The organism is Amycolatopsis rubida (assembly GCF_900115345.1).
Lineage (GTDB): Bacteria > Actinomycetota > Actinomycetes > Mycobacteriales > Pseudonocardiaceae > Amycolatopsis > Amycolatopsis rubida.
Map to the genome: position 1 here is coordinate 50,506 of NZ_FOWC01000020.1, position 18,457 is coordinate 68,962.

An 18,457-nucleotide genomic window follows, 5' to 3' on the forward strand; every position below is an offset into this window, starting at 1 on the left:
CCCGCCGCTACCCGCTGCCGCCGCCGCTACCCGCTGCCCGCTGCCCCGCCCGCTGCCGCCCGCTGCCGCCGCTGTCCCGCGTGAATGTGCGTCGTGCCCGGGCCCTCGTGAGTGGTGATCCCGGTTCTAACCAGGATCGCCACTCACGACACCCCTCACCTGCCAAAACACACTATCCTGCGGTGGTATACACGCCGCGTATACCCGTGTTGTATAGTGATCTTCACCCCCGGGATTCCGGGGTCAAGGGAGGAACAGGGGAATGTCGGTTTCACATACCTTGCTCGGGTTGCTCGAGTCGGGTCCGAGACACGGGTACGACCTGAAACGGGCGTACGACGAGCAGTTCGGGCAGGACCGCCCGCTCGCGTACGGCCAGGTCTACTCGACGCTGTCGCGCCTGCTGCGCAACGGCATGGTCGAGGTCGCGGGGGTCGAGAGCGGCGACGGGCCGGAGCGGAAGCGCTACACGATCACCGACGCCGGGATCACCGACGTCGAGCAGTGGCTGAGCACTCCGGAAAGCCCGGAGCCGTACCTGCAGAACACGCTGTACACGAAGGTGGTCCTGGCGCTGCTGTCCGGCCGCGACGCCACCGACGTGCTCGACGTCCAGCGCAGCGAGCACCTCAAGGTGATGCGCTCGCTCACGAAGCGGAAGTACGAGGGCGACCTCGCCGATCAGCTGATCTGCGACCACGCGCTCTTCCATCTTGAGGCGGACCTGCGGTGGCTCGAGCTCACCGCGGCCCGGCTCGGCGAACTCGAGAAGGCGGTGCGCTGATGACCAGGCCGGGAACTGCGTTGCTCGCGGGCAACGGGCTGCATAAATCGTTCGGCCAGACGCGGGCGCTCGACGGGGCGGCGCTGGCCGTCTCGGCGGGGGAAGTGCTCGCGATCATGGGCGCGTCCGGTTCGGGGAAATCGACGCTGCTGCACTGTCTCGCCGGGATCGTCCGGCCGGACTCGGGGGCCATCCACTACGGCGGCCGGGACCTCGTCGCGATGGACGACAAGGGCCGGAGCGCGCTGCGGCGCACCGAATTCGGCTTCGTGTTCCAGTTCGGCCAGCTCGTTCCCGAGCTGACCTGCCTGGAGAACGTCGCGCTTCCGCTGCGGCTGACCGGGGCGAAGCGGGGGCCGGCCGAGGCCAAGGCGAAGGAATGGCTGGCCCGGCTGGAGGTCGACAACCTGGCGAAGCGCCGTCCGGGCGACGTGTCCGGCGGGCAGGCGCAGCGGATCGCGGTCGCGCGGGCGCTGGTGACCGGGCCGAAGGTCGTGTTCGCCGACGAGCCGACCGGCGCGCTCGACTCGCTCAACGGCGAGAAGGTCATGCAGATGCTCACCCAGGCGGCGCGGGAAACGCACGCCGCGGTGGTGCTGGTGACCCACGAACCGCGGGTGGCGGCGTACTCCGACCGCGAGATCGTGGTCCGGGACGGGCGCACGGTCGACCGGGAGCTGGTCGCATGATGCGGGATCTGCTGCTGGGACTCCGGCTGGCCGTCGGGGGCGGCCGGATGTCCGGTTCGGCGCTCCTGCGGCTCGCGATGACCGCGTTCGGGATCGCGCTCGCGGTCGCCGTGCTCCTGCCCGCCGCCTCGGTGAGCCACCTGGTGAACGCGCGGGCGGACCGGGCGGCGGCGATCAAGCAGGACACCGCTCCGCGCGAGGGGATCGCGCCGCTGGCGACCTACCGCTGGTATCCGTCCGTCGGCGAGGACTACCTCCTGCTGACCGCGGTCGCGGCGACCGGGGAGAACTCGCCGGTGCCGCCGGGGCTGTCGCGGCTGCCCGCGCCGGGCGAGGTGATCGTGTCGCCCGCGCTGGCGGAGAAGCTGAACTCGGCCGAGGGCGCGTCGATCAAGGCGCGGCTGCCGGGGAACGTGGTCGGCCAGATCGCGGAGCCGGGCGTCGGCGACGCGGCCGACCTGACCGCGTACTACGGGTCGACCGCCGCGGAGATCAAGGCCGAAGGGGAGAACGCCAGCAGCGTTTACGCCTACGGCAAGCCCGCCGAAGGGTTCGCGCTGTCGGCGATCATGTGGATGGTCGTCGCGCCGATCGCCGCGGTGCTGCTGCTGCCGCTGCTGATCTTCGTGACCACCGCGTCGCGGATGGGCGCGGCGCAACGCGAACGGCGGCTCGCCGCGCTGCGGCTGGTCGGCGTGGACGCCCGGCAGATCAAACGGGTCGCGGCGGCGGAATCGCTGGTCGGCGCGGTGATCGGGCTCGTGGCGGGCGGGGCGCTGTTCTACGCGCTGCGGCCGTTCATCGGGGACTGGCTTCCGTTCGGCCTCCGGGTGTTCGCGGACGATTTCACGCCGTCGTGGGTGGCGTTGCTGGTGATCGTGCTGCTCGTGCCCGGTCTCGCGGTCGGCTCGGCGCTGTTCGGCCTGCGCCGCACGATCGTCGAACCGCTCGGCGTGGTCCGGCAGGGCAAACCGGTGCGGCGGCGGATGTGGTGGCGCTGGACGGTCACCGGGATCGGCGCGGTGTTCCTGCTCGGCACGCTCGTCGTCTCGCCGGGGTCGGGGGACCAGGCCGCGGCGCTCGCGCTCGCGGTGGGCAGCGTGTTCCTGCTCATCGGTGTCGCGGCGCTGCTGCCGTGGCTGGTGGAGCGGATCGTGGAACGGCTGCAGGGCGGTCCGCCGTCGTGGCAGCTCGCGGTGCGCAGGCTGCAGCTCGACAGCGGTACCGCCAGCCGGGTGGTGTCCGGGCTGGTCGTCGTGCTGGCCGGGACGATCCTGATCCAGGGGGTGCTCACGTCGATGAGCAACCGCAGCTCGCGGTCGTACGAGACGCCGGCCGGGGTCGCGGCCGCGCCGGTGCGGGTGGACACGACGAGCGCGCACGAGGCGGAGGTCCGCGAACGGCTGTCCGGGGTGGCCGGGGTGACCGGGGTGCACCGCTCCCAATCCCTGCAGCTCGGCTCCGGCGAGCGCCAGGTCTACGGCACCGTCGGGGACTGCGTGGCGTTGAAGACGGAGGCGAATATCGGCGACTGCGCCGACGGCGACGTCTTCTACGTGGCGGGCTCGTCGGCTCAGGCCGCTCCGAAGGGCGACTACCGGCTGATGACCTACCGCAACGGCCACGAGGTCGAGGGTCCTCAGTGGACAGTCCCGGGGAACGTCCGGGTGGTGCCGTCGGGCAACACCGCGAAGGCGTCGGTCAGCAGCCTGCTGATCACGCCGAGCGCGTTCGGCGACGTCAAGCTGCCGGGGGAGCGCACGCAACTGCTCGTGGCGGGCACCGGTGGCGCCGACGCGCTGATCGACCGGGTCGCGGCCGCGGTGCGCCCGCTGGCGTGGAAGGCCGAAGTCGGCAAGACGGACTTGATGTCCGACTACGCCGGCCGCGACGACCGGATGCTGGCGAGCTTCCGCGCGGTGCTGCTGACCGCGTCGCTGTTCGTGCTGGCGGTGGCGGCGATGAGCCTGCTGATGCTGTCGATCGAGCAGATCAGCGAACGCCGCCGCCCGCTCGCCGCGCTGTCCGCGGCCGGCGTGCCGATCGGCGTGCTGGCCAGGGGATCCCTGTGGCAGACCGCGGTCCCGGTGGTCGTCGGGGTGGTGCTGGCCGTCGGAGCGGGGCTCGGCCTGACCGCGCCGATCCTGCGGCTGGCGAAAATGCCGATGATGGTGGACGGCGGGGTCCTCGCCGGACTGGCCGGAGCCGCGGTCGCCGCGGTACTGCTGGTGACGGCGTTGACGCTGCCACTGCTGCGCCAGGTGACGAGGCTGGACACGCTCCGCTCGGAGTAGACCGGGGGCATCTGGCGATGTACGTGAGGGGAACCCTGAGGGAATCTGATTCCCTCAGGGTTCCCCTCACGACTCTTGCCGCACCAGGCCCAGTTCAGCGCATCCAGCTCGGAGCGGCTCCATGCCGAAGGCGTCCATTGGGCGCACTACGCCTGGTGTTGCCGGGCCGTCGACGCTCAACCGGATCGCGGCCCAAGCCAGCAGATCCCCGGTGAGCGTGTACGCATTCGGTCCCGCAAGCCGAACCCCGGCCCGGGAATCGGCGACTGCGACGACCTGTGCGCCGGTTTTCGCCCGCGCGGCCGCGTCCGGCCCTCCGGGCGGACCCGCCATCGGCCCGCTCGCCGCCCGCATCAGCGGCCCGGCGACCGCGGCCAGCGCGGAAACCGCAGGCATCGCCCGGCTCAAGGCGGGAAACCAGCCATTGTAGACAGTGACCTCGTCGAGCGACGGGAAGGACCCCGGCAGGAAGAGCACTTCGGTCCCGGAAACCAGAAAAGCCGGCTTGGTCCGCCCTCGGACCGGGAACGCGCGCACCCGGCTGCCGGTCCGTTCCTCGACCAGCCGCCGTCCTCGCCAGCGCAGCGAAGGCAGGGCCAGTCCGTCCCGCATGGTCGTCCGGGTGCCTTGGCTGAACCCGCGATAAAGCGGCCCGGTCGCGAAGTATCCGATTTCCAGCGAGCGCACGCCGTCGCCCGCCTCTCGCGCGGCAAGGGCACCGGCGAGGATGCCGGGGACGTAGTCGTAACCGAAGGCCGGGACCATCGCCGCGCCGGTTTCGACTGCCCGCTCATGGTGCCGGGCACGCACGTCGCGGACGAAGCCGACTTCGCCAGTCGAGTCCAGATAGTGCGCTCCGGCGTCGGCGGCGGCTTGTGCGGCCGCGTGTCCGATCCGGTCGAACGGGCCAGACGGTAGCGATCAGCACGTCCCCGGGCCCGGCCAGCGAGCGGAGGCTCGCGGGATCGCTGACGTCCGCGACCGCGGTCTCCAGATCGCCGTGGCCGGCGGCGAGCACCTCCAGCGCGGCCCGGTTCCGTGCGGCCAGAACCGGCCGCACCCCGCGTCGCGTCAGCGACTCCAGGACGAGGCCGCCGGTATAGCCGGTCGCCCCGAACACCACGATCTGCCCGGTCATGCCGCCACCGGGACGTGCCGGCGGAGGAAATCAGCCTGATCCGCGACAACCCGTTCGAACTGATCACCTTGGCAGACCGCGAAATGTCCGTCCGGACAGGTCCATACCCTCGCCGCGTGGCGCACGGGTGGCGTACCGCAGCGTCGGTCCGGCAGGAGCGACGGAATCCTTCTCGCGCACCGCGGACAACCTAGGCGCCTCGATCCGGCCGGTACCGCAGGATGTCGAACACCACCCGGGCCGCGACCTCGTCGCGGAAATCGCTGCCCGGCGGCACCAGCGCAAGATACCCCGGCTCGGTGTCCGGCGCGGTGCCCCGTTCCGGGCCGGCGGTGGCGATGAGCTGCGGCGGCCGTCCGAGCCAGTGCCCGGATCACATCCCGGGCCGCGGCGGCGGTCGCCTTGGCCGAACTGGCGGACGCGATGCCGTCGGTGAACGGGGCATTGCGCGATCGCGGCGACGAGTCCGGCCGGGCGGTTCGCGGCGGCGCTGAGCACAGGGCCGCCGCCGAAGGAGATGCCCCAGGCGATGACCCGGTCGCCGCCGACCTGGGGGAGTGCGCGCGCAGGCGATCGCGGCGGCGCAATCGGCGAGTTGTTTCCGCGGGGACAGCAGGTGGCGCGGAGTGCCTTCGCTGTCGCCGCATCTGGCGCTGGCCCCGCTGCTCGGGCCTGGTCGAAGGCGGTTCCGCGCACGCGGCGGCGACCGCGCGCCGGCTGACCGGGGCGCTGCTGGCACCGTATCCGCGCGGACCGACGCGAATGCGAATTGCCGTTCGCGGCGTCCTCGCGGGAAATCCGGAGTGGTATAGACTGGCGCGGCCCACGTGCTTACCGATCCGCCGCCCGCGCACCGACAGGGGTCGACCGATGACCAGCAAGCAGAACGCCACGCCCGGGGAAAAGGGCGGCACTCGGCGGCTGGCGGAAAAGGTGTCCGAGCAGATCGAAAAAGACATCATCGACGGCGGCTGGCGGGTCGGATCGGTGCTGGGCTCGGAAACGGAGCTGATCGAGCGGTACGGGGTCAGCCGGGCGGTTTTCCGCGAGGCGGTGCGGCTGGTCGAGCACCAGCAGATGGCGGCGATGCGCCGCGGTCCCGGCGGCGGACTCGTGGTGACAGAACCGGATCCGGGCGTCGTGCGCAACGCGGCGCGGGTGTACCTGCGCCACGCCGAGGTGAACCGGCAGCAGCTGATGCAGGCGCGGACCGCGCTGGAGGTCGCGGGCATCGCGCTGGCCGCGGAAAACCTCACGGAATCGGGAATCGTGCGGCTGAAAGAAGCGCTCGAATCCGAACGCGAACTCATTGAACAAGGATTCACCCGCGGGCACGCACGCAATCTGCACCGCGTTATCGCCGAACTCGCCGGAAACCCGGCGATCACATTGTTCGTGGAAGTCCTCGCGCAACTCGATCAGGACATCGTGCAGCGGGAATGGGACGCGGAATCCGCCGGCGGCGAGCACCGCGACGCCGCCCGCGAATCGCACGAGGCTCACGAAGCGATCGTGGCGGCCCTCGTCGCCGGGGACGCCCCGCTGGGCCAGCACCGGATGCGCAGGCACTTGCAGGCCATCGCCGCGTTGCTGCGCCCCGAGGCTTGATCTCCGCCGTCAGAGTACACCCTTTCTCCTTCGGGGCGCTGAGGTTGTCCGTGTGGGGAACCCTGACGGAATCAGATTCCCTCAGGGTTCCCCACACGCACAACGGCGGGTCGCCAGGAGCGAGCCTGGTGTCGGGCACCGCAAAAGAGTATACTGTATTGATGCTGACCACGATGGGTTTTAAAGCCGGAAGCTGTGTCCTGGTCACCGGCGCGGGCAGCGGGATCGGCCGCGCGATCGCGCTCGGGGCAGCCGAATCAGGGGTGGCAGTGGCCGCCTGGGACCTCGACCCGGCGGCAGTGGCCGGTCTCGCCGAGGAGTCGAGCGGAGCAGTGCTGCCCGTCGAGGCCGACGCCGCGGACCCGGCCTCGGTGAAGACGGCGCTCGACCGCACGCTGGCCTGGCGCACCCCGGGCATGCTGGTGAACAACGCCGGTCCGTCGAGCCAGCGGCCGCGGCCGTTCGCGGACGGAGTGGCCGGCGTGCTCGGGCTCGTCGAGCTGGTCACGACGTCCTGGCTCGACCGGGTGCGGGAGCGGGCGGAAGCCGTCGTGAACGTCGCGTCCATCGCGGGCACGGTGATCGGCGGCGGCGTGAGCTGGTATTCCGCGGCGAAAGCGGGCGTGCTCGGCTACACCCGGTACCTCGCCGCGGAAGCGCCGTTCGGCGTGCGGGTCAACGCGGTCGCGCCCGGCCTGGTGGAAACGCCGCGGATGAAGGAGTTCCTGCCCTCGGAGACGGGCAGGCGCATGGTGGGCCGCACGCCGCGCGGGCGGGCCGTGCAGCCCGCCGAGGTCGCCGCGGCGGTGTTGTTCCTGGCTTCCCCGCTGGCCGGGGGGATCACCGGCGCGGTCGTCCCGGTGGACGCCGGGCTGTCCGTCACGGTCTGACCCCAGTTCCGCTGACCCGAGTCTCGCTGACCCGAGTCCCGCTGACCCGAGTCTCGCTGACCCGAGTCCCGCTGACCTCAGGAAGTGTTCATGAGCTCCCGCAGCACCCCGCCCGACGCCGGCCTCGTGCGCAGCCTCGGCCTGCCCGCGACCGGTTCGGTGTACGACCTGTCGACCGGCTGGTGGCGGCACATGCCGACGTTCGCGGGCAACCCGCAGCTGGAAGTCGTCACGTACAACTCCCCGCAGGGCCAGCGCGCCGAAGGCCGGTTCCCCTTCGACTCGCCCGGCACGAACGACGTCGAGTTCGGCTATGTGTCCGAACTCGTCTCCGGCAGCCTGCACACCGGAACGCACATCGACGCGTTGTGCCACGTCACGTGCGGCAGTGAGGACGAATGGCACGGCGGAACCTCGGCGAACAGCGCGCTCGGCGACTACGGCGCGCTGCGCGGCGACGCCTCCGAGCTGGGGCCGATCATCGGCCGCGGCGTGCTGCTGGACATCCCGAAGGTGCTCGGCCTCGACGTCCTGCCACCGCATTTCGCCGTCGGGGAAGACCATCTCCGGGAGGCGGCCGGGGCTGGCGGCGTCACGATCACCGGGTCGGACATCGTGCTCGTGCGGACCGGGCAGATGAAATTCTGGCCGGACGCCGCGCAGATCGCCGAGCGCGGCGGAGGCAGCGGCGTCGGCGTGGACGGGGCGGAATGGCTGGTGTCGAAGGGCGTGCGGTACGTCGGCGCGGACACCATGTCGTTCGAGGTCCGGCCGTCGCCGGTGCCGGGAAATCCCTTGCCGGTGCACGTGCTTTTGCTGCAGCGGCACGGGGTGCACATCATGGAATGGGTGAACTGCGAGGACCTGGCGGCCGACGGCGTCGTCACGTTCCTCTTCGTCGCGCTGCCGCTGACGCTGCGGGGCGGGACTGGTTCGCCGCTGCGCCCGATCGCTGTCGTGTGAAGGGAACCGGGATGGAATTCGCGAACGACGTGCCGCTCAGCCCGCTGAGTTTCCTGCGGCGCACGGTCGACCTCGACGGCGACGGGATCGGCGTGGTCACCGACGCCGGGGAACGGATGTCGTGGGCGCGGCTCGCGGACCGGGCGGAGCGGCTGGCCGGACGCCTCCGCGAACTGGGGCTCGGCGAGGGCGACCGGGTCGCGGTGCTGGCGCCCAATGGCGTGCCGTTGCTGGAGGCGCATTACGGCGTGCCCGGCGCCGGATGCGCTTTGGCGGCACTGAATACGCGGCTTTCGCCGGACGAATACGCGCAGCTGCTGCGGCTTTCCGGTGCGAAGGTGCTCATCGTCGACGAATCGCTGGCCGCGCAGGTCGTCGAGCGGACGCCGGAGCTGCGGGCGGTCCTGGTGATCGGCGACGGCTACGAGGAGTGGCTGCGAACCGCGGATCCGGTGCCGTTGCGACTGCCCGGCGACGAACGGCAGCCGCTGGCGGTCAACTTCACCTCCGGCACCACGGCTGGCCCGAAGGGCGTGGTTTACACGCATCGCGGCGCATACCTCAACGCGCTCGGCCAGGTCGTTTCCACTGGTCTGCAAGCAAGTTCGCGCTATCTGTGGACGCTGCCGATGTTCCACTGCAACGGCTGGTGCTACACCTGGGCGGTCACCGCGGCGGGGGCGCGGCACGTCACGCTGCGAAAAGTGGACGCGGCGCGGGCGTGCGAACTCATCGAGCAGGAAGGGGTGACGCATCTCAGCGGTGCTCCGGTCGTGCTCGACATGCTGGTGCAGGCGAGCGGCGGTGCGCGGTTCGGGCAGCGGGTGCGGTTCGCGGTCGGGGGAGCGCCGCCCTCGCCTGCCGCGATCGCGGCGCTGGCCGGCATCGGGATCGAGGTGACGCACCTGTACGGGATGACGGAGACGTACGGGCCTTCGCTGATGTGCCTCCCGCGGCCGGAATGGCAGGACCTCGAACCGGGAAAGCGGGCGAAAATGCTGGCGCGGCAAGGGGTCCGGACGGTCAACGTCGAGTCGGCGCGGGTGGTGACTCCGGAGTTCGCCGACGTTCCCGCGGACGGGGAAACCCTGGGTGAGCTGGTGATCCGCTCGAACACGGTCATGGCCGGATACCTCGGCGACCCGGCGGCGACCGAGGCCGCGTTCGCCGGCGGCTGGCTGCATACCGGGGATGTGGCGGTGCGGCATCCCGACGGGTATGTCGAGGTCCGGGACCGGCTCAAGGACGTGATCATCAGCGGCGGGGAGAACATCGCGTCGATCGAGGTCGAGAACGCGCTGCTGGGTCACGAGGCGGTGGCGGAGGCGGCGGTGGTCGCGAAGGCCGATCCGCGGTGGGGCGAGGTGCCGGTCGCGTTCGTCCGGCTCCGCGACGGGGCCGAGGTGTCCGATGTGGACTTGACCGGCTGGTTGCGGGAGCGGCTGGCGCATTTCAAGGTGCCGCGAGACATCCGGTTCGCGGAGTTGCCGAAGACCTCGACCGGCAAGATCCGCAAGGCGGAGCTGCGCAAGCTGGCGCAATGACGGATCCGTGCGGGGAACCCTCGGGGAATCGGAGACCCTGAGGGTTCCCCGCACGGACTCCGAGCTGAGGCCGGGACGGGTGGCGGAATGCCGAGCTTCAGTCCTGGGAGGCGGAGAGGGCGTCCGCACGGGCCTGCCGGCGGTCCGGTTTGTTGTTCGCGGTGAGCGGCACCGCGGTGATGAGCCGGACCGTCTTCGGGATCTTGTAGCCCGCCAGTTCGGCGCGGCAGTACTCCCGCAGCGCGGCCGGTTCGACAGTCCGGCCCGCCACCGCGACGACGCTCGCCGCCACCCGTTCTCCCCAGTGCTCGTCCGGCATCCCGTACACGATCGCGTCGGCGACGTCCGGATGCCGGAGCACGACTTCCTCCACCTCGCGCGGATAAACGTTCTCCCCGCCGCTGATGATCATTTCCTTGCGGCGGCCCGCGATCGTCACCCAGCCCTCCGCGCTCCGCGACGCGAGGTCTCCAATGTGGACACCGTCCGCCTGGAAGGTCGCGGCCGTCTCGTCGGGGAGGCCGTAGTAGCCGTGGGTCTGCCAGGGACACGACACGACCAGGTCGCCGACGACGCCCGGGGCGGCCTCGCGGCCGTCGGCGCCGAGAATGCGCACGGTCGCGCCCGGCAGCGGCCTGCCGACCCCGGCGAACCGGCCTGCCAGCAGGTCGTCGTGGTCGAATCCCAGCACCGACCCGAACTCGGTCGCGCCGAAACCGGCCCGGATGCGGGCATTCGGGAAGTCGCGCAGCAGGTCCCGCACGAAATCGCCGGTGGACGGCGCGGAGCCGAAGCGGATCGCGGTGACGTTCTCGCGTCGCGTCGCCGCGTACTCGGGGCGGGCGCGCAGGGCGGCGAACATCGTCGGCGCGCCCATGAGCCTGCTCGCGCCCTGGTCGATCGCGGCGAGCGCGGCCGCGGGATCGAAACGCCGGTGGATCCAGACCTCGCCGCCGGCGAACAGCGGCGTCAGGAGGTTCGTGCCGAGGGTGATGTGGAAGAACGGCGAGAAGAACAGTTCGACGTCCGACGGGACCCGCGGATTTCCGTGTGCGCAGGTGTTCAGCCACAGCCACAGGCTGCGGTGGGTGTGCACGGCGGCCTTCGGGCTGCCGGTGGTGCCGCCGGTGCCGAAGACGATCGCGAACTCGTCCTCGTCCGGGGCGATCCGGTCGCCGCCCGGGTGATACAGCGGGGCCAGGCGTTCGGCGATCGGCGCGGGCTGGTTCGCCGCGGGAAGTTCGACGAGGCGGTAGCCGGTTTCCCGGGCGAGGGGCGCGTACGTGGGGTCGGCGAGCAGCGCCGTGGGCTTGAGCGCGCTGAGGTACGCGCGGGCTTCCGGCGCGGTCAGCCGGATGTTCAGCGGCGCGGCCACCATCCCGGCCGCCAGCGTGCCGAGGATCGCGACGGTGTGCGGGACCGACGGCTCCATCGCGGTGACGATCCGGTCGCCCGGCTCGGCCCCGGACTCGCGCAGCGCGGCGGCGGTCGCGTCCATGGCGGCGACCAGTTCGGCGAAGGTCAGCTCGCCGTGCTCGTCGGCCAGCGCTCGCCGGTGCGCGCCGTGCGGTTGTCCGCCGATCGTCCGCAGCCAGCTCGGCAGCGTCAAATCGTTGCCCACGGTCGTTCCTCCTTCACGGCTCCGCCCGGAAAACCGGGGCGGGCTCCTCGTATCGTGCCTCGTCCAGTGCGCGCAGTTCCGCCGCCCATCCCGGATAGCTGGCCTCCAGCCGCGCGATCTCCTCCGGCGCCGGGGCCAGCCCGGCCGCGGCGAGCAGGGCCTCGACGACAGTCATCGGACGATCTCCCACGGGGTCTGGAGGTGCCAGCTCGTCCGTTGCTGGTACGCGTGCCCGGCGGCGAGCACGGTGGCCTCGGCGAACGGCCGCCCGGCGATCTGCAGGCCGAGCGGCAGCCCGTCGCCGGTGAACCCCATCGGGACCGACAGCGCGGGATTGCCCGCCGCGTTCCAGTAGGAGGTGAGCGCCGTGTCGGCCATCCCGGACGTGCTGAGCCCCTCGATCTCGGGTGCGCCGCGGGTGGCGGTCGGTGTCACCACGAGATCGACCTCGGCGAACAGCTGGGCGAGCTTCCGTTGCCCGGCCCGCCGGACGCGCTGCATCTGCACGTAGTCACCGGCGGAGACCAGCGCGCCTCTCGCGAGCGCCATCCGGGTGGAAGCACCGTAGTCGGACCACCGGTGCTGGAGATTCGTCCGGTGCCAGGCGAAAGCTTCCGCGGCGAGACCGAACTTGGTCACCGTCTTCAGCTCCTGGCAGTAAGGCAGCTCGACCGGTCTCGTGCGCGCCCCCGCGTCGCGCAGAACAGCTACTGCCCGCTCGAAAGCACGGTCCTCGGCGTGCGGCACCACTCCGATCCGCAATCCGGACAGCGACTCGGTCAACCCGCCGCGGTAGTCCTCGACCGGGTGGCCTGCCGAGGAAGGATCGCCGGGATCGGGCCCGGCGAGCACGGTCAGCAGGAGCGCGCAGTCCTCGGCGCTGCGGGCGAGCGGGCCGATGTGGTCGAAACCGGGCGCGAGCGGGACGCAGCCGTTCTTCGGCACCCGTCCGTACGTCGGCTTGAGCCCGCTGACCCCGCACAACGCGGCGGGGTACCGGATGCTGCCCGCGGTGTCGGTGCCGAGGCTGCCGAGGACCAGGCCCGCGGCGACCGCGCTCGCGCTGCCGGAGCTGGAGCCGCCGGCGTAGTGCGTGGGACGCCACGGGTTGCGCGGGAGCGGGAACGGCTTCGTCCGGTCCGGTGCGCCGATCCCGAATTCCATCGTGGTCGTCTTCCCGGTGAGCACCGCGCCCGCCGCACGCAGCCGGGCGACCGCCGGACCGTCGCCGCGGAGACCCCAGGCGCGATCGAGCACCTGGCTTTGCGCGGTCGTCTCGCCCTCGCCGGTGGCGAGGAGGTCCTTGACTGCCAACGGAATCCCGTGCAGCGGCCCGCGATCGACGCCAGCCGCCAGCTCGGCGTCCGCCCGTTCCGCCGCGGCCAGCGCGGGTCCGTCGAACCGCGAGAGGTAGACGCCCAGCGCGGCGTCGTGCTCGTCGGCGGCGGCGAACGCGGACTCGGCCAACGCCACCGCGGTGGTCCTCCCGGTACGGAGGGCCACCGCGGCTTCGCTGATGCTCAGGACCATCGAGCGGCCGGTTCGGGGGAGACGGCGTCGGGAGAATCGGTGAGGTCGCTGCCGCGGGTCTCGGAGATCCGCCAGATCGCCACGATGGTGATCACCGCCCCGACGCCCGCGATGGCGCTCAGCGGCAGGCTCGACCCGCCGAACCCGGCGACCAGGCTGCTCGCGAGCAGCGGCGTGAACCCGGCGCCGAGCAGGCTCGCCAGCTGGTAGCCCAGCGAAACCCCGGTGTAGCGCACGCCGGTGCCGAACATCTCCGACAGCATCGGCGCGAGCGGCGCGTACATCAGGTTCTGCAGCACCTGCGCGCCCATCAGCCCGAGCGTCAGCAGCAGCACCGAACCGCTGTTGACCAAGGCGTACAACGGAAGTGCGTAGAGAAGCGTGCCGACCGCGCCGATCAGGCTGACCACCCGCCGCCCGACGCGGTCCGACCACGCGGAGAAGGCCGGGATGCAGATGATCCCGACGCCCGCGACGAACAGGAGCGCACGAGCCACGTCGGACACGTCGTAGCCGAGGGTTTTGGCGTAGGCGATGCTGTGCGAGCTGACCAGCGCGGTGAGCGCGAACGGCCCGATCCCGGCCGCGCAGGCGAGGACCAGCGCACGCGGGCGGCGCAGCACCTGAAGGACCGGAACAGCGGGCTTGCGGTCGGCGGGCTTGGCCGCCTGCTCGCGGAAGACCGGGCTTTCCGACACCCGCAGCCGCACGTACAAGCCGATGATCAGCAGCAGCGCGCTGAGCAGGAACGGCAGCCGCCAGCCCCACGAGAACAGCGCGTCCTTCGGCAGCAGGCTCACCAGCGCGAACACGAGCGTGGCCAGGAACGATCCGAGCGGCGACCCGAGCTGCATGATGCCCGCCCACAGGCCGCGCCGGCGCGCGCTCGCGTGCTCGACGACCATCAGCGCCGCGCCGCCCCATTCGCCGCCGACCGCGATTCCCTGCACCACGCGGAGGAAGACGAGCAGCAGCGGCGCGGCGATGCCGATGGAGCCGTACGTCGGCAGCACGCCGATGAGGAAACTGGCCGCGCCCATCAGCGTCATGGTCACCATCAGCATCGACTTGCGGCCCAGCCGGTCGCCGAAGTGGCCGAAGACGAGCCCGCCGAGCGGCCGCGCGACGTACCCGGCGGCGAGCGTGCCGAACGCGGCGATGGTGGAGGTCGAGGAGTCCAGCGACGGGAAGAACAGCGGCCCGAACACGAGCGCGGCGATCGAGCTGTAGATGAGGAAGTCGTAGTACTCGATCACGGTGCCCAGCAGGCTGGACATCGTCACCTTGCGCAGTTCGGGGGACGCGGCGCCGCCGCCCGGGGCGGGCGGCTGGGGTTCTGGCGAGACCATCGGGACCTCCGGGAATGGGGGCGGTGGGCGACCGAGTTGAGGATACTGATCAGCGGCCGGAGTGCAAGAGGTGCGCGATCCGGATGCGATTCCGTTACCAGCGCTGTTACCGGCAGTTTTGCGGCGCTTCGCGTGGGATCGGCTAGGTGAATGGTTGCGTAGCGGAGCTAATTGAGTATCCTTTATTTATCGAACGAGAGGAGTCGGCGACGTGCACCGACTGGACGAGCGCCGGCGCGGGCCGGAGGGACGCTGATGGACTTCGCGTGGGATCAGGCCGACGTCGCGTTCCGGCGCGAGCTGGGGGACTTCCTCGACCGGGAGCTGGCCGGATGGGACCGGTCCGAGACCGGCCTCGGCAGCGCGGTCTACAGCGATTTTTCGCGCGGGTTCGTCGGCAGGCTCGCCGACCGGGGCTGGCTCACGCCGCACTGGCCGCGCGAGTACGGCGGCGGCGGGCAGGGCGCGTGGCAGCATTTCGTGCTCGGCGAGGAGATGTGGCGGCGCGGGGAGCCGCGCGGGCCGCAGTACATGAACGTCAACTGGGTCGGGCCGGCGATCATCAAGTACGGCACCGAGGACCAGCGGCGGAAGCTGCTGCCGCCGATCGCGCGCGGCGAGGTCTTCTGGTGCCAGGGCTTCTCCGAGCCCGAGGCGGGCACGGACCTGGCCGCGCTGCGGACGAAGGCGGTCCGCGACGGCGACAGCTACATCCTCAACGGACAGAAGATCTGGACGTCCTACGCCAACGTCGCCGACTACTGCTTCCTGCTCGCGCGCACCGGATCGGCCGCCGACGGCCGCGACGGCATCTCGGTCTTCCTGCTGCCGCTGAACACCCCGGGGGCGCAGGTCCGGCGCATCCCGGGGTTCGTGGGCGATCATTCCTTCAACGAGCTCTTCCTGACCGACGCCCGGATTCCGGCGGACTGCCTGCTGGGGGAGGAGAACAAGGGATGGGAGATCGTCCGGCGCACGCTCGCCTACGAACGCGTCGGCGCGCCCCGGTACGCGCGGGCCGCGCTGGTGCTGGACCGGCTGGCCGCCGAGGTGGGCGCGTCAGGGCGGCTTGCCGACCCGGGGATCCAGGAGCAGTTCGGCCGCGCGCGGGCAGCGTGCGAGGCGGCGCGCGTGCTGGTGTACCGGGTGATCGACGAACGGGCGAAGGCGAAAGAACCCTCGCCGAGGGCGTATCAGGCCCGCGCCGCGATGGTGCAGGCCGAACGCGCGGTGGGCGACCTCGCGCTGGACGTGCTGGGCAGCGAAGCGCTTGTCGAAGGAGCGCTGGGCGACGCGCAGTTCCGCAACTCGCTCGGCGCGGGCATCGCCGCGGGCAGCTACGAGGTGCAGCTCAACCTGATCAGCCGTCTCATCCTCGAACTGCCGAAGGACTAGCCGTGGATTTCGAACCGACCTCGACCCAGCGCGCGGTGCTCGACGCGCTGGGCACGCTCCTGGCCCGGCACGCCGGGCCGGAACGCAGCCGGGAGCTGGCCGCTCGCGGCGCATACGACTGGAACCTCGAAGAAGCTTTGCGCCGCGACGGTTTCCTCGACCTGTTCGCCGCGGAGGACGCCGGTCCGCTCGACGCGGCCCTCGCGGTCGAGGCGATCGCCGCCGACCTCGGCGCCGTCAGCGCGGTGCCGCATCTGCTGGTGTTGCCCGCGCTCGGGCTCGACCGGCCTGCCGGGCCGGTGGTGCTCGCGGCGGGCGACCCGGGTCCGGTGCGCTACGGCGGCGAGGCGACGCGGATGCTCCGCGCCGACGGCGACCGGTGCTTTGCCGCTGACCTCGATTCCGATGCGGCTGAACGGGTTCCGTCGGCTTATGGTTATCCGCTCGCCCGCGTGGTCGCTGCGAACCAGGAGGAACTGGCTCCCGGAAGCGCGGCGGCGATGGTGAACTGGTGGCGGGTCGGCGCGTCTGCCGAGGCGGTCGGCATGATGCGCCGGGCCGTCGACATCGCGGTCGCCTACGCCAAGGACCGCACGGTCTTCCGCCGCTCGCTGGGTTCGTTCCAGGCGCTGCAGCACCGGTTGGCCGAGGTGGACGTGGCCGTGGAGGGCGCGCGCTGGCTGGTCTACGAGGCCGCGTTCGCCGGTGCGCCCGCCGAAGCCGCCGCGGTCGCCGCGACGCACACGATGTCCGCTCTCGGCCGTGTGACCAGGGAAACCCACCAGATCATGGGCGCGATCGGGCTGACCGCGGAACACGACCTGCACCTGTGGACGCTGCGGTTGCAGGCGGTGCGCGCGGAACTGGGCAGCTGGCGGACGCCGAGCCGGGCCGTCGCCGAGGCGCGCTGGGCGGCGGTATGAGCGTCGCGTTGACGCCCACCGAGGAGCAGCGGGCGCTGGCCGAGGCGGTCCGGAGTTTCTGCCGGGCGCACTGTCCGGACGAGGTCTGGCGCTCCAGTGCGTTCCCGGCGGAGTTCTGGCGGGGGCTGGCCTCGCTCGGAGTGCTCTCGCTGGCGGTGCCGGGCGAAGGCGGGGGAGCGGGCGACGTCGCGGCTGCCGGTGCGGAGCTGGGCCGGGCTGCCGCGCCTGGGCCGTTGGCGGCGACGGTGTTCGCGACGCAGGTGTTGCCGCCGGAGCTGGCCGCCCAGGTCGCGGACGGGAGTTGCGTAGCCTCGGTTGGTGCGCCGCCCTTGCTGCCGTGGGCTCCGATGGCGGGAGTTTTCGTGGAAACGGACGGCTCTCGCGCGTGGCTTGCCGAGGCCGGTTCGGTTGAACCGGTTGCGGTGCTGGGCGGCGAGCAGTGGGGGCGGGTCGAGCTGACGCGGGTTCAGCCGTTGGAACGAGTCGAGGCGGCGACCGCGCTCTCCGACCTCGCGGCGGCCTCTTACCTGAGCGGTGCGGGACGGCGGTTGCTCGATCTCGCTGTCGAGCATGCCCGGAACCGAGTCCAGTTCGGACGTCCGATCGGGACGTTCCAGGCGGTCGCGCATCCCCTCGTGAACGCTGGGCTTTCGCTTGCCGCGGCGGAAAAACTCACCATGATGGCCGCGCTCGCGTTCGACGACGGGCACCCCGACGGAACCGCGCTGGCAGCCGCGGCTCGGTGCTCGGGCGGACGGGCGGCGGTCGAGGCGGCGGAAGTCGCGCACCAGACGTTCGGCGCGATCGGCTACTCCGTCGAAGGACCGATCGGGCCGCTCTCGCAGCGGATCAGGCACCAGGCATCGCGGCCGGGGTGCGCGGACAAGATAGCGGCGAAGTATCGCCGGAAAGGCCAGGAACGATGAGCGACGCGCCCGAGGTGCTGTTCGAAAAGCGCGACCACGTCGCCTGTCTCACGCTCAACCGCCCGCACCGGGGCAACTCGCTGACCGGGTCGATGATGCCGGTGATCCGCGAGATGTGGGCCGAGGTCCGCGACGATCCGTGGATCCGCGCGGCGATCGTGATCGGGGCCGGGGAGCGGCATTTCTGCACCGGGGCCGACGTGCACGCGGTCGCCGGGCGCGGCGGGATGAGCACCGGGAACGGGCCGCTGACCGACGAGGTGTTCTGGTCGCCGCGGCAGAACCGGGTGTGGAAACCGGTGATCAGCGCGGTCAACGGGCTGGTCGCCGGGGCCGGGCTGCACTTCGTGGTCGACGCGGACATCGTGCTCGCGGCCGACCACGCGGCCTTCATGGACACGCACGTGAACGTCGGCCTCGTGGGCGCGATGGAGAACATCGGGCTGGCGAAACGGCTTCCCCTCGGGTCGGCGCTGCGGATGACGCTGATGGGCAAGAGCTACCGGATGCCCGCCCAGCGTGCCTACCAGCTCGGGCTCGTCGACGAGCTGTCCACTTCCGACGAGCTGATGGCCGGCGCGGAGGAGATGGCGCAGCAGATCGCGCGGAACTCGCCGGCGGCGGTGCAGTTGTCGAAGCAGGCGGTCTGGAATTCGCTGGAGACGGGGTACGGGCAGGCGTGCGAGTACGGCTGGTCGCTGCTGCGCATGCACTGGGCGCACCCGGACGCGAAGGAAGGCCCGCGCGCGTTCGCCGAGGGCCGCGAGCCGCGATGGACGACTGGCGCCGACGGGGAGCAGTGA

Annotated in this window: 17 protein-coding genes; 11 read left to right on the top strand and 6 right to left on the bottom strand. The window is 71.6% G+C overall.

Going from position 1 to position 18,457, the window contains the following annotated elements:
- Positions 1-262: 262 nt before the first annotated feature.
- The 3 genes from BM362_RS41425 to BM362_RS41435 are packed head-to-tail and all read left to right on the top strand — an operon-like array spanning position 263 to position 3,767.
- Entirely contained in the window at positions 263-784 is a 522-nt protein-coding gene (locus BM362_RS41425) for a PadR family transcriptional regulator (protein WP_037813352.1), read from the top strand.
- Positions 784-1,473, top strand: coding sequence for an ABC transporter ATP-binding protein (locus BM362_RS41430; protein ID WP_067584521.1), 690 nt, complete (start codon positions 784-786; stop codon positions 1,471-1,473). Before BM362_RS41425 ends, BM362_RS41430 begins: the two co-directional genes overlap by 1 nt.
- Positions 1,470-3,767, top strand: coding sequence for an FtsX-like permease family protein (locus tag BM362_RS41435; RefSeq protein WP_093576862.1), 2,298 nt, complete (start codon positions 1,470-1,472; stop codon positions 3,765-3,767). Before BM362_RS41430 ends, BM362_RS41435 begins: the two co-directional genes overlap by 4 nt.
- Before the next feature lie 66 nt (positions 3,768-3,833).
- Here BM362_RS41435 and BM362_RS41440 read toward each other — a convergent pair whose 3' ends face one another.
- Positions 3,834-4,577, bottom strand: coding sequence for a saccharopine dehydrogenase family protein (locus BM362_RS41440; protein WP_208865492.1), 744 nt, complete (start codon positions 4,575-4,577; stop codon positions 3,834-3,836).
- Positions 4,558-4,905 carry an NAD(P)H-binding protein gene (locus BM362_RS50865; protein ID WP_208865493.1) on the bottom strand — a complete coding sequence of 116 codons (348 nt, stop codon included), beginning with the start codon at positions 4,903-4,905 and terminating at the stop codon, positions 4,558-4,560. Before BM362_RS50865 ends, BM362_RS41440 begins: the two co-directional genes overlap by 20 nt.
- A gap of 402 nt (positions 4,906-5,307) precedes the next feature.
- Here BM362_RS50865 and BM362_RS49705 point away from each other — a divergent pair, with 402 nt between their 5' ends.
- The 4 genes from BM362_RS49705 (at position 5,308) to BM362_RS41465 (ending at position 9,910) form a co-directional block, all read left to right on the top strand.
- Complete coding sequence (locus BM362_RS49705; protein ID WP_244287452.1) at positions 5,308-6,513, top strand: FadR/GntR family transcriptional regulator; 1,206 nt, start codon at positions 5,308-5,310, stop codon at positions 6,511-6,513.
- A gap of 161 nt (positions 6,514-6,674) precedes the next feature.
- Positions 6,675-7,403, top strand: coding sequence for an SDR family NAD(P)-dependent oxidoreductase (locus tag BM362_RS41455; RefSeq protein ID WP_093576863.1), 729 nt, complete (start codon positions 6,675-6,677; stop codon positions 7,401-7,403).
- Between the two features lie 90 nt (positions 7,404-7,493).
- Complete coding sequence (locus BM362_RS41460; RefSeq protein WP_067584506.1) at positions 7,494-8,366, top strand: cyclase family protein; 873 nt, start codon at positions 7,494-7,496, stop codon at positions 8,364-8,366.
- Between the two features lie 11 nt (positions 8,367-8,377).
- Positions 8,378-9,910 (top strand): AMP-binding protein, encoded by a 1,533-nt coding sequence (locus BM362_RS41465; protein ID WP_093576865.1) that lies wholly within the window; start codon positions 8,378-8,380, stop codon positions 9,908-9,910.
- Positions 9,911-10,007: 97 nt separating this feature from the next.
- Here the strand turns inward: BM362_RS41465 and BM362_RS41470 are convergent, their stop codons facing one another.
- From BM362_RS41470 to BM362_RS41480, 4 genes are read right to left on the bottom strand one after another with little or no spacing between them, the layout of a single operon-like run.
- Complete coding sequence (locus BM362_RS41470; protein ID WP_093576866.1) at positions 10,008-11,531, bottom strand: class I adenylate-forming enzyme family protein; 1,524 nt, start codon at positions 11,529-11,531, stop codon at positions 10,008-10,010.
- 13 nt (positions 11,532-11,544) lie between these two features.
- Positions 11,545-11,706: a hypothetical protein gene (locus BM362_RS48005; protein ID WP_167545638.1), complete on the bottom strand. Its 162-nt coding sequence runs from the start codon at positions 11,704-11,706 to the stop codon at positions 11,545-11,547.
- Entirely contained in the window at positions 11,703-13,061 is a 1,359-nt protein-coding gene (locus tag BM362_RS41475; protein ID WP_093576867.1) for an amidase, read from the bottom strand. Before BM362_RS41475 ends, BM362_RS48005 begins: the two co-directional genes overlap by 4 nt.
- A complete protein-coding gene (locus BM362_RS41480) occupies positions 13,052-14,410 on the bottom strand; it encodes an MFS transporter (RefSeq protein ID WP_067584494.1) in 1,359 nt (452 codons plus the stop codon). Before BM362_RS41480 ends, BM362_RS41475 begins: the two co-directional genes overlap by 10 nt.
- Positions 14,411-14,665: 255 nt before the next feature.
- Between BM362_RS41480 and BM362_RS41485 the strand changes: the two genes are divergently transcribed.
- From BM362_RS41485 to BM362_RS41500, 4 genes are read left to right on the top strand one after another with little or no spacing between them, the layout of a single operon-like run.
- Complete coding sequence (locus BM362_RS41485; RefSeq protein WP_093576868.1) at positions 14,666-15,805, top strand: acyl-CoA dehydrogenase family protein; 1,140 nt, start codon at positions 14,666-14,668, stop codon at positions 15,803-15,805.
- Between the two features lie 2 nt (positions 15,806-15,807).
- Positions 15,808-16,728 (top strand): acyl-CoA dehydrogenase family protein, encoded by a 921-nt coding sequence (locus BM362_RS41490; protein WP_067584488.1) that lies wholly within the window; start codon positions 15,808-15,810, stop codon positions 16,726-16,728.
- Positions 16,725-17,654: an acyl-CoA dehydrogenase family protein gene (locus tag BM362_RS41495; protein ID WP_093576869.1), complete on the top strand. Its 930-nt coding sequence runs from the start codon at positions 16,725-16,727 to the stop codon at positions 17,652-17,654. The genes BM362_RS41490 and BM362_RS41495 overlap by 4 nt, the downstream gene beginning before the upstream one ends.
- Positions 17,651-18,457: an enoyl-CoA hydratase/isomerase family protein gene (locus BM362_RS41500; RefSeq protein ID WP_067584484.1), complete on the top strand. Its 807-nt coding sequence runs from the start codon at positions 17,651-17,653 to the stop codon at positions 18,455-18,457. The genes BM362_RS41495 and BM362_RS41500 overlap by 4 nt, the downstream gene beginning before the upstream one ends.

Bases quoted from the DNA above. Each gene is read 5' to 3' on its own strand.
- BM362_RS41455 (WP_093576863.1), top strand. From the start codon at position 6,675: ATGCTGACCACGATGGGTTTTAAAGCCGGAAGCTGTGTCCTGGTCACC.
- BM362_RS41460 (WP_067584506.1), top strand. From the start codon at position 7,494: ATGAGCTCCCGCAGCACCCCGCCCGACGCCGGCCTCGTGCGCAGCCTC.
- BM362_RS41495 (WP_093576869.1), top strand. From the start codon at position 16,725: ATGAGCGTCGCGTTGACGCCCACCGAGGAGCAGCGGGCGCTGGCCGAG.
- BM362_RS41465 (WP_093576865.1), top strand. From the start codon at position 8,378: ATGGAATTCGCGAACGACGTGCCGCTCAGCCCGCTGAGTTTCCTGCGG.
- BM362_RS48005 (WP_167545638.1), bottom strand. From the start codon at position 11,706: ATGACTGTCGTCGAGGCCCTGCTCGCCGCGGCCGGGCTGGCCCCGGCG.
- BM362_RS41500 (WP_067584484.1), top strand. From the start codon at position 17,651: ATGAGCGACGCGCCCGAGGTGCTGTTCGAAAAGCGCGACCACGTCGCC.
- BM362_RS41480 (WP_067584494.1), bottom strand. From the start codon at position 14,410: ATGGTCTCGCCAGAACCCCAGCCGCCCGCCCCGGGCGGCGGCGCCGCG.
- BM362_RS41475 (WP_093576867.1), bottom strand. From the start codon at position 13,061: ATGGTCCTGAGCATCAGCGAAGCCGCGGTGGCCCTCCGTACCGGGAGG.
- BM362_RS41435 (WP_093576862.1), top strand. From the start codon at position 1,470: ATGATGCGGGATCTGCTGCTGGGACTCCGGCTGGCCGTCGGGGGCGGC.
- BM362_RS41430 (WP_067584521.1), top strand. From the start codon at position 784: ATGACCAGGCCGGGAACTGCGTTGCTCGCGGGCAACGGGCTGCATAAA.
- BM362_RS50865 (WP_208865493.1), bottom strand. From the start codon at position 4,905: ATGACCGGGCAGATCGTGGTGTTCGGGGCGACCGGCTATACCGGCGGC.
- BM362_RS41485 (WP_093576868.1), top strand. From the start codon at position 14,666: ATGGACTTCGCGTGGGATCAGGCCGACGTCGCGTTCCGGCGCGAGCTG.
- BM362_RS41425 (WP_037813352.1), top strand. From the start codon at position 263: ATGTCGGTTTCACATACCTTGCTCGGGTTGCTCGAGTCGGGTCCGAGA.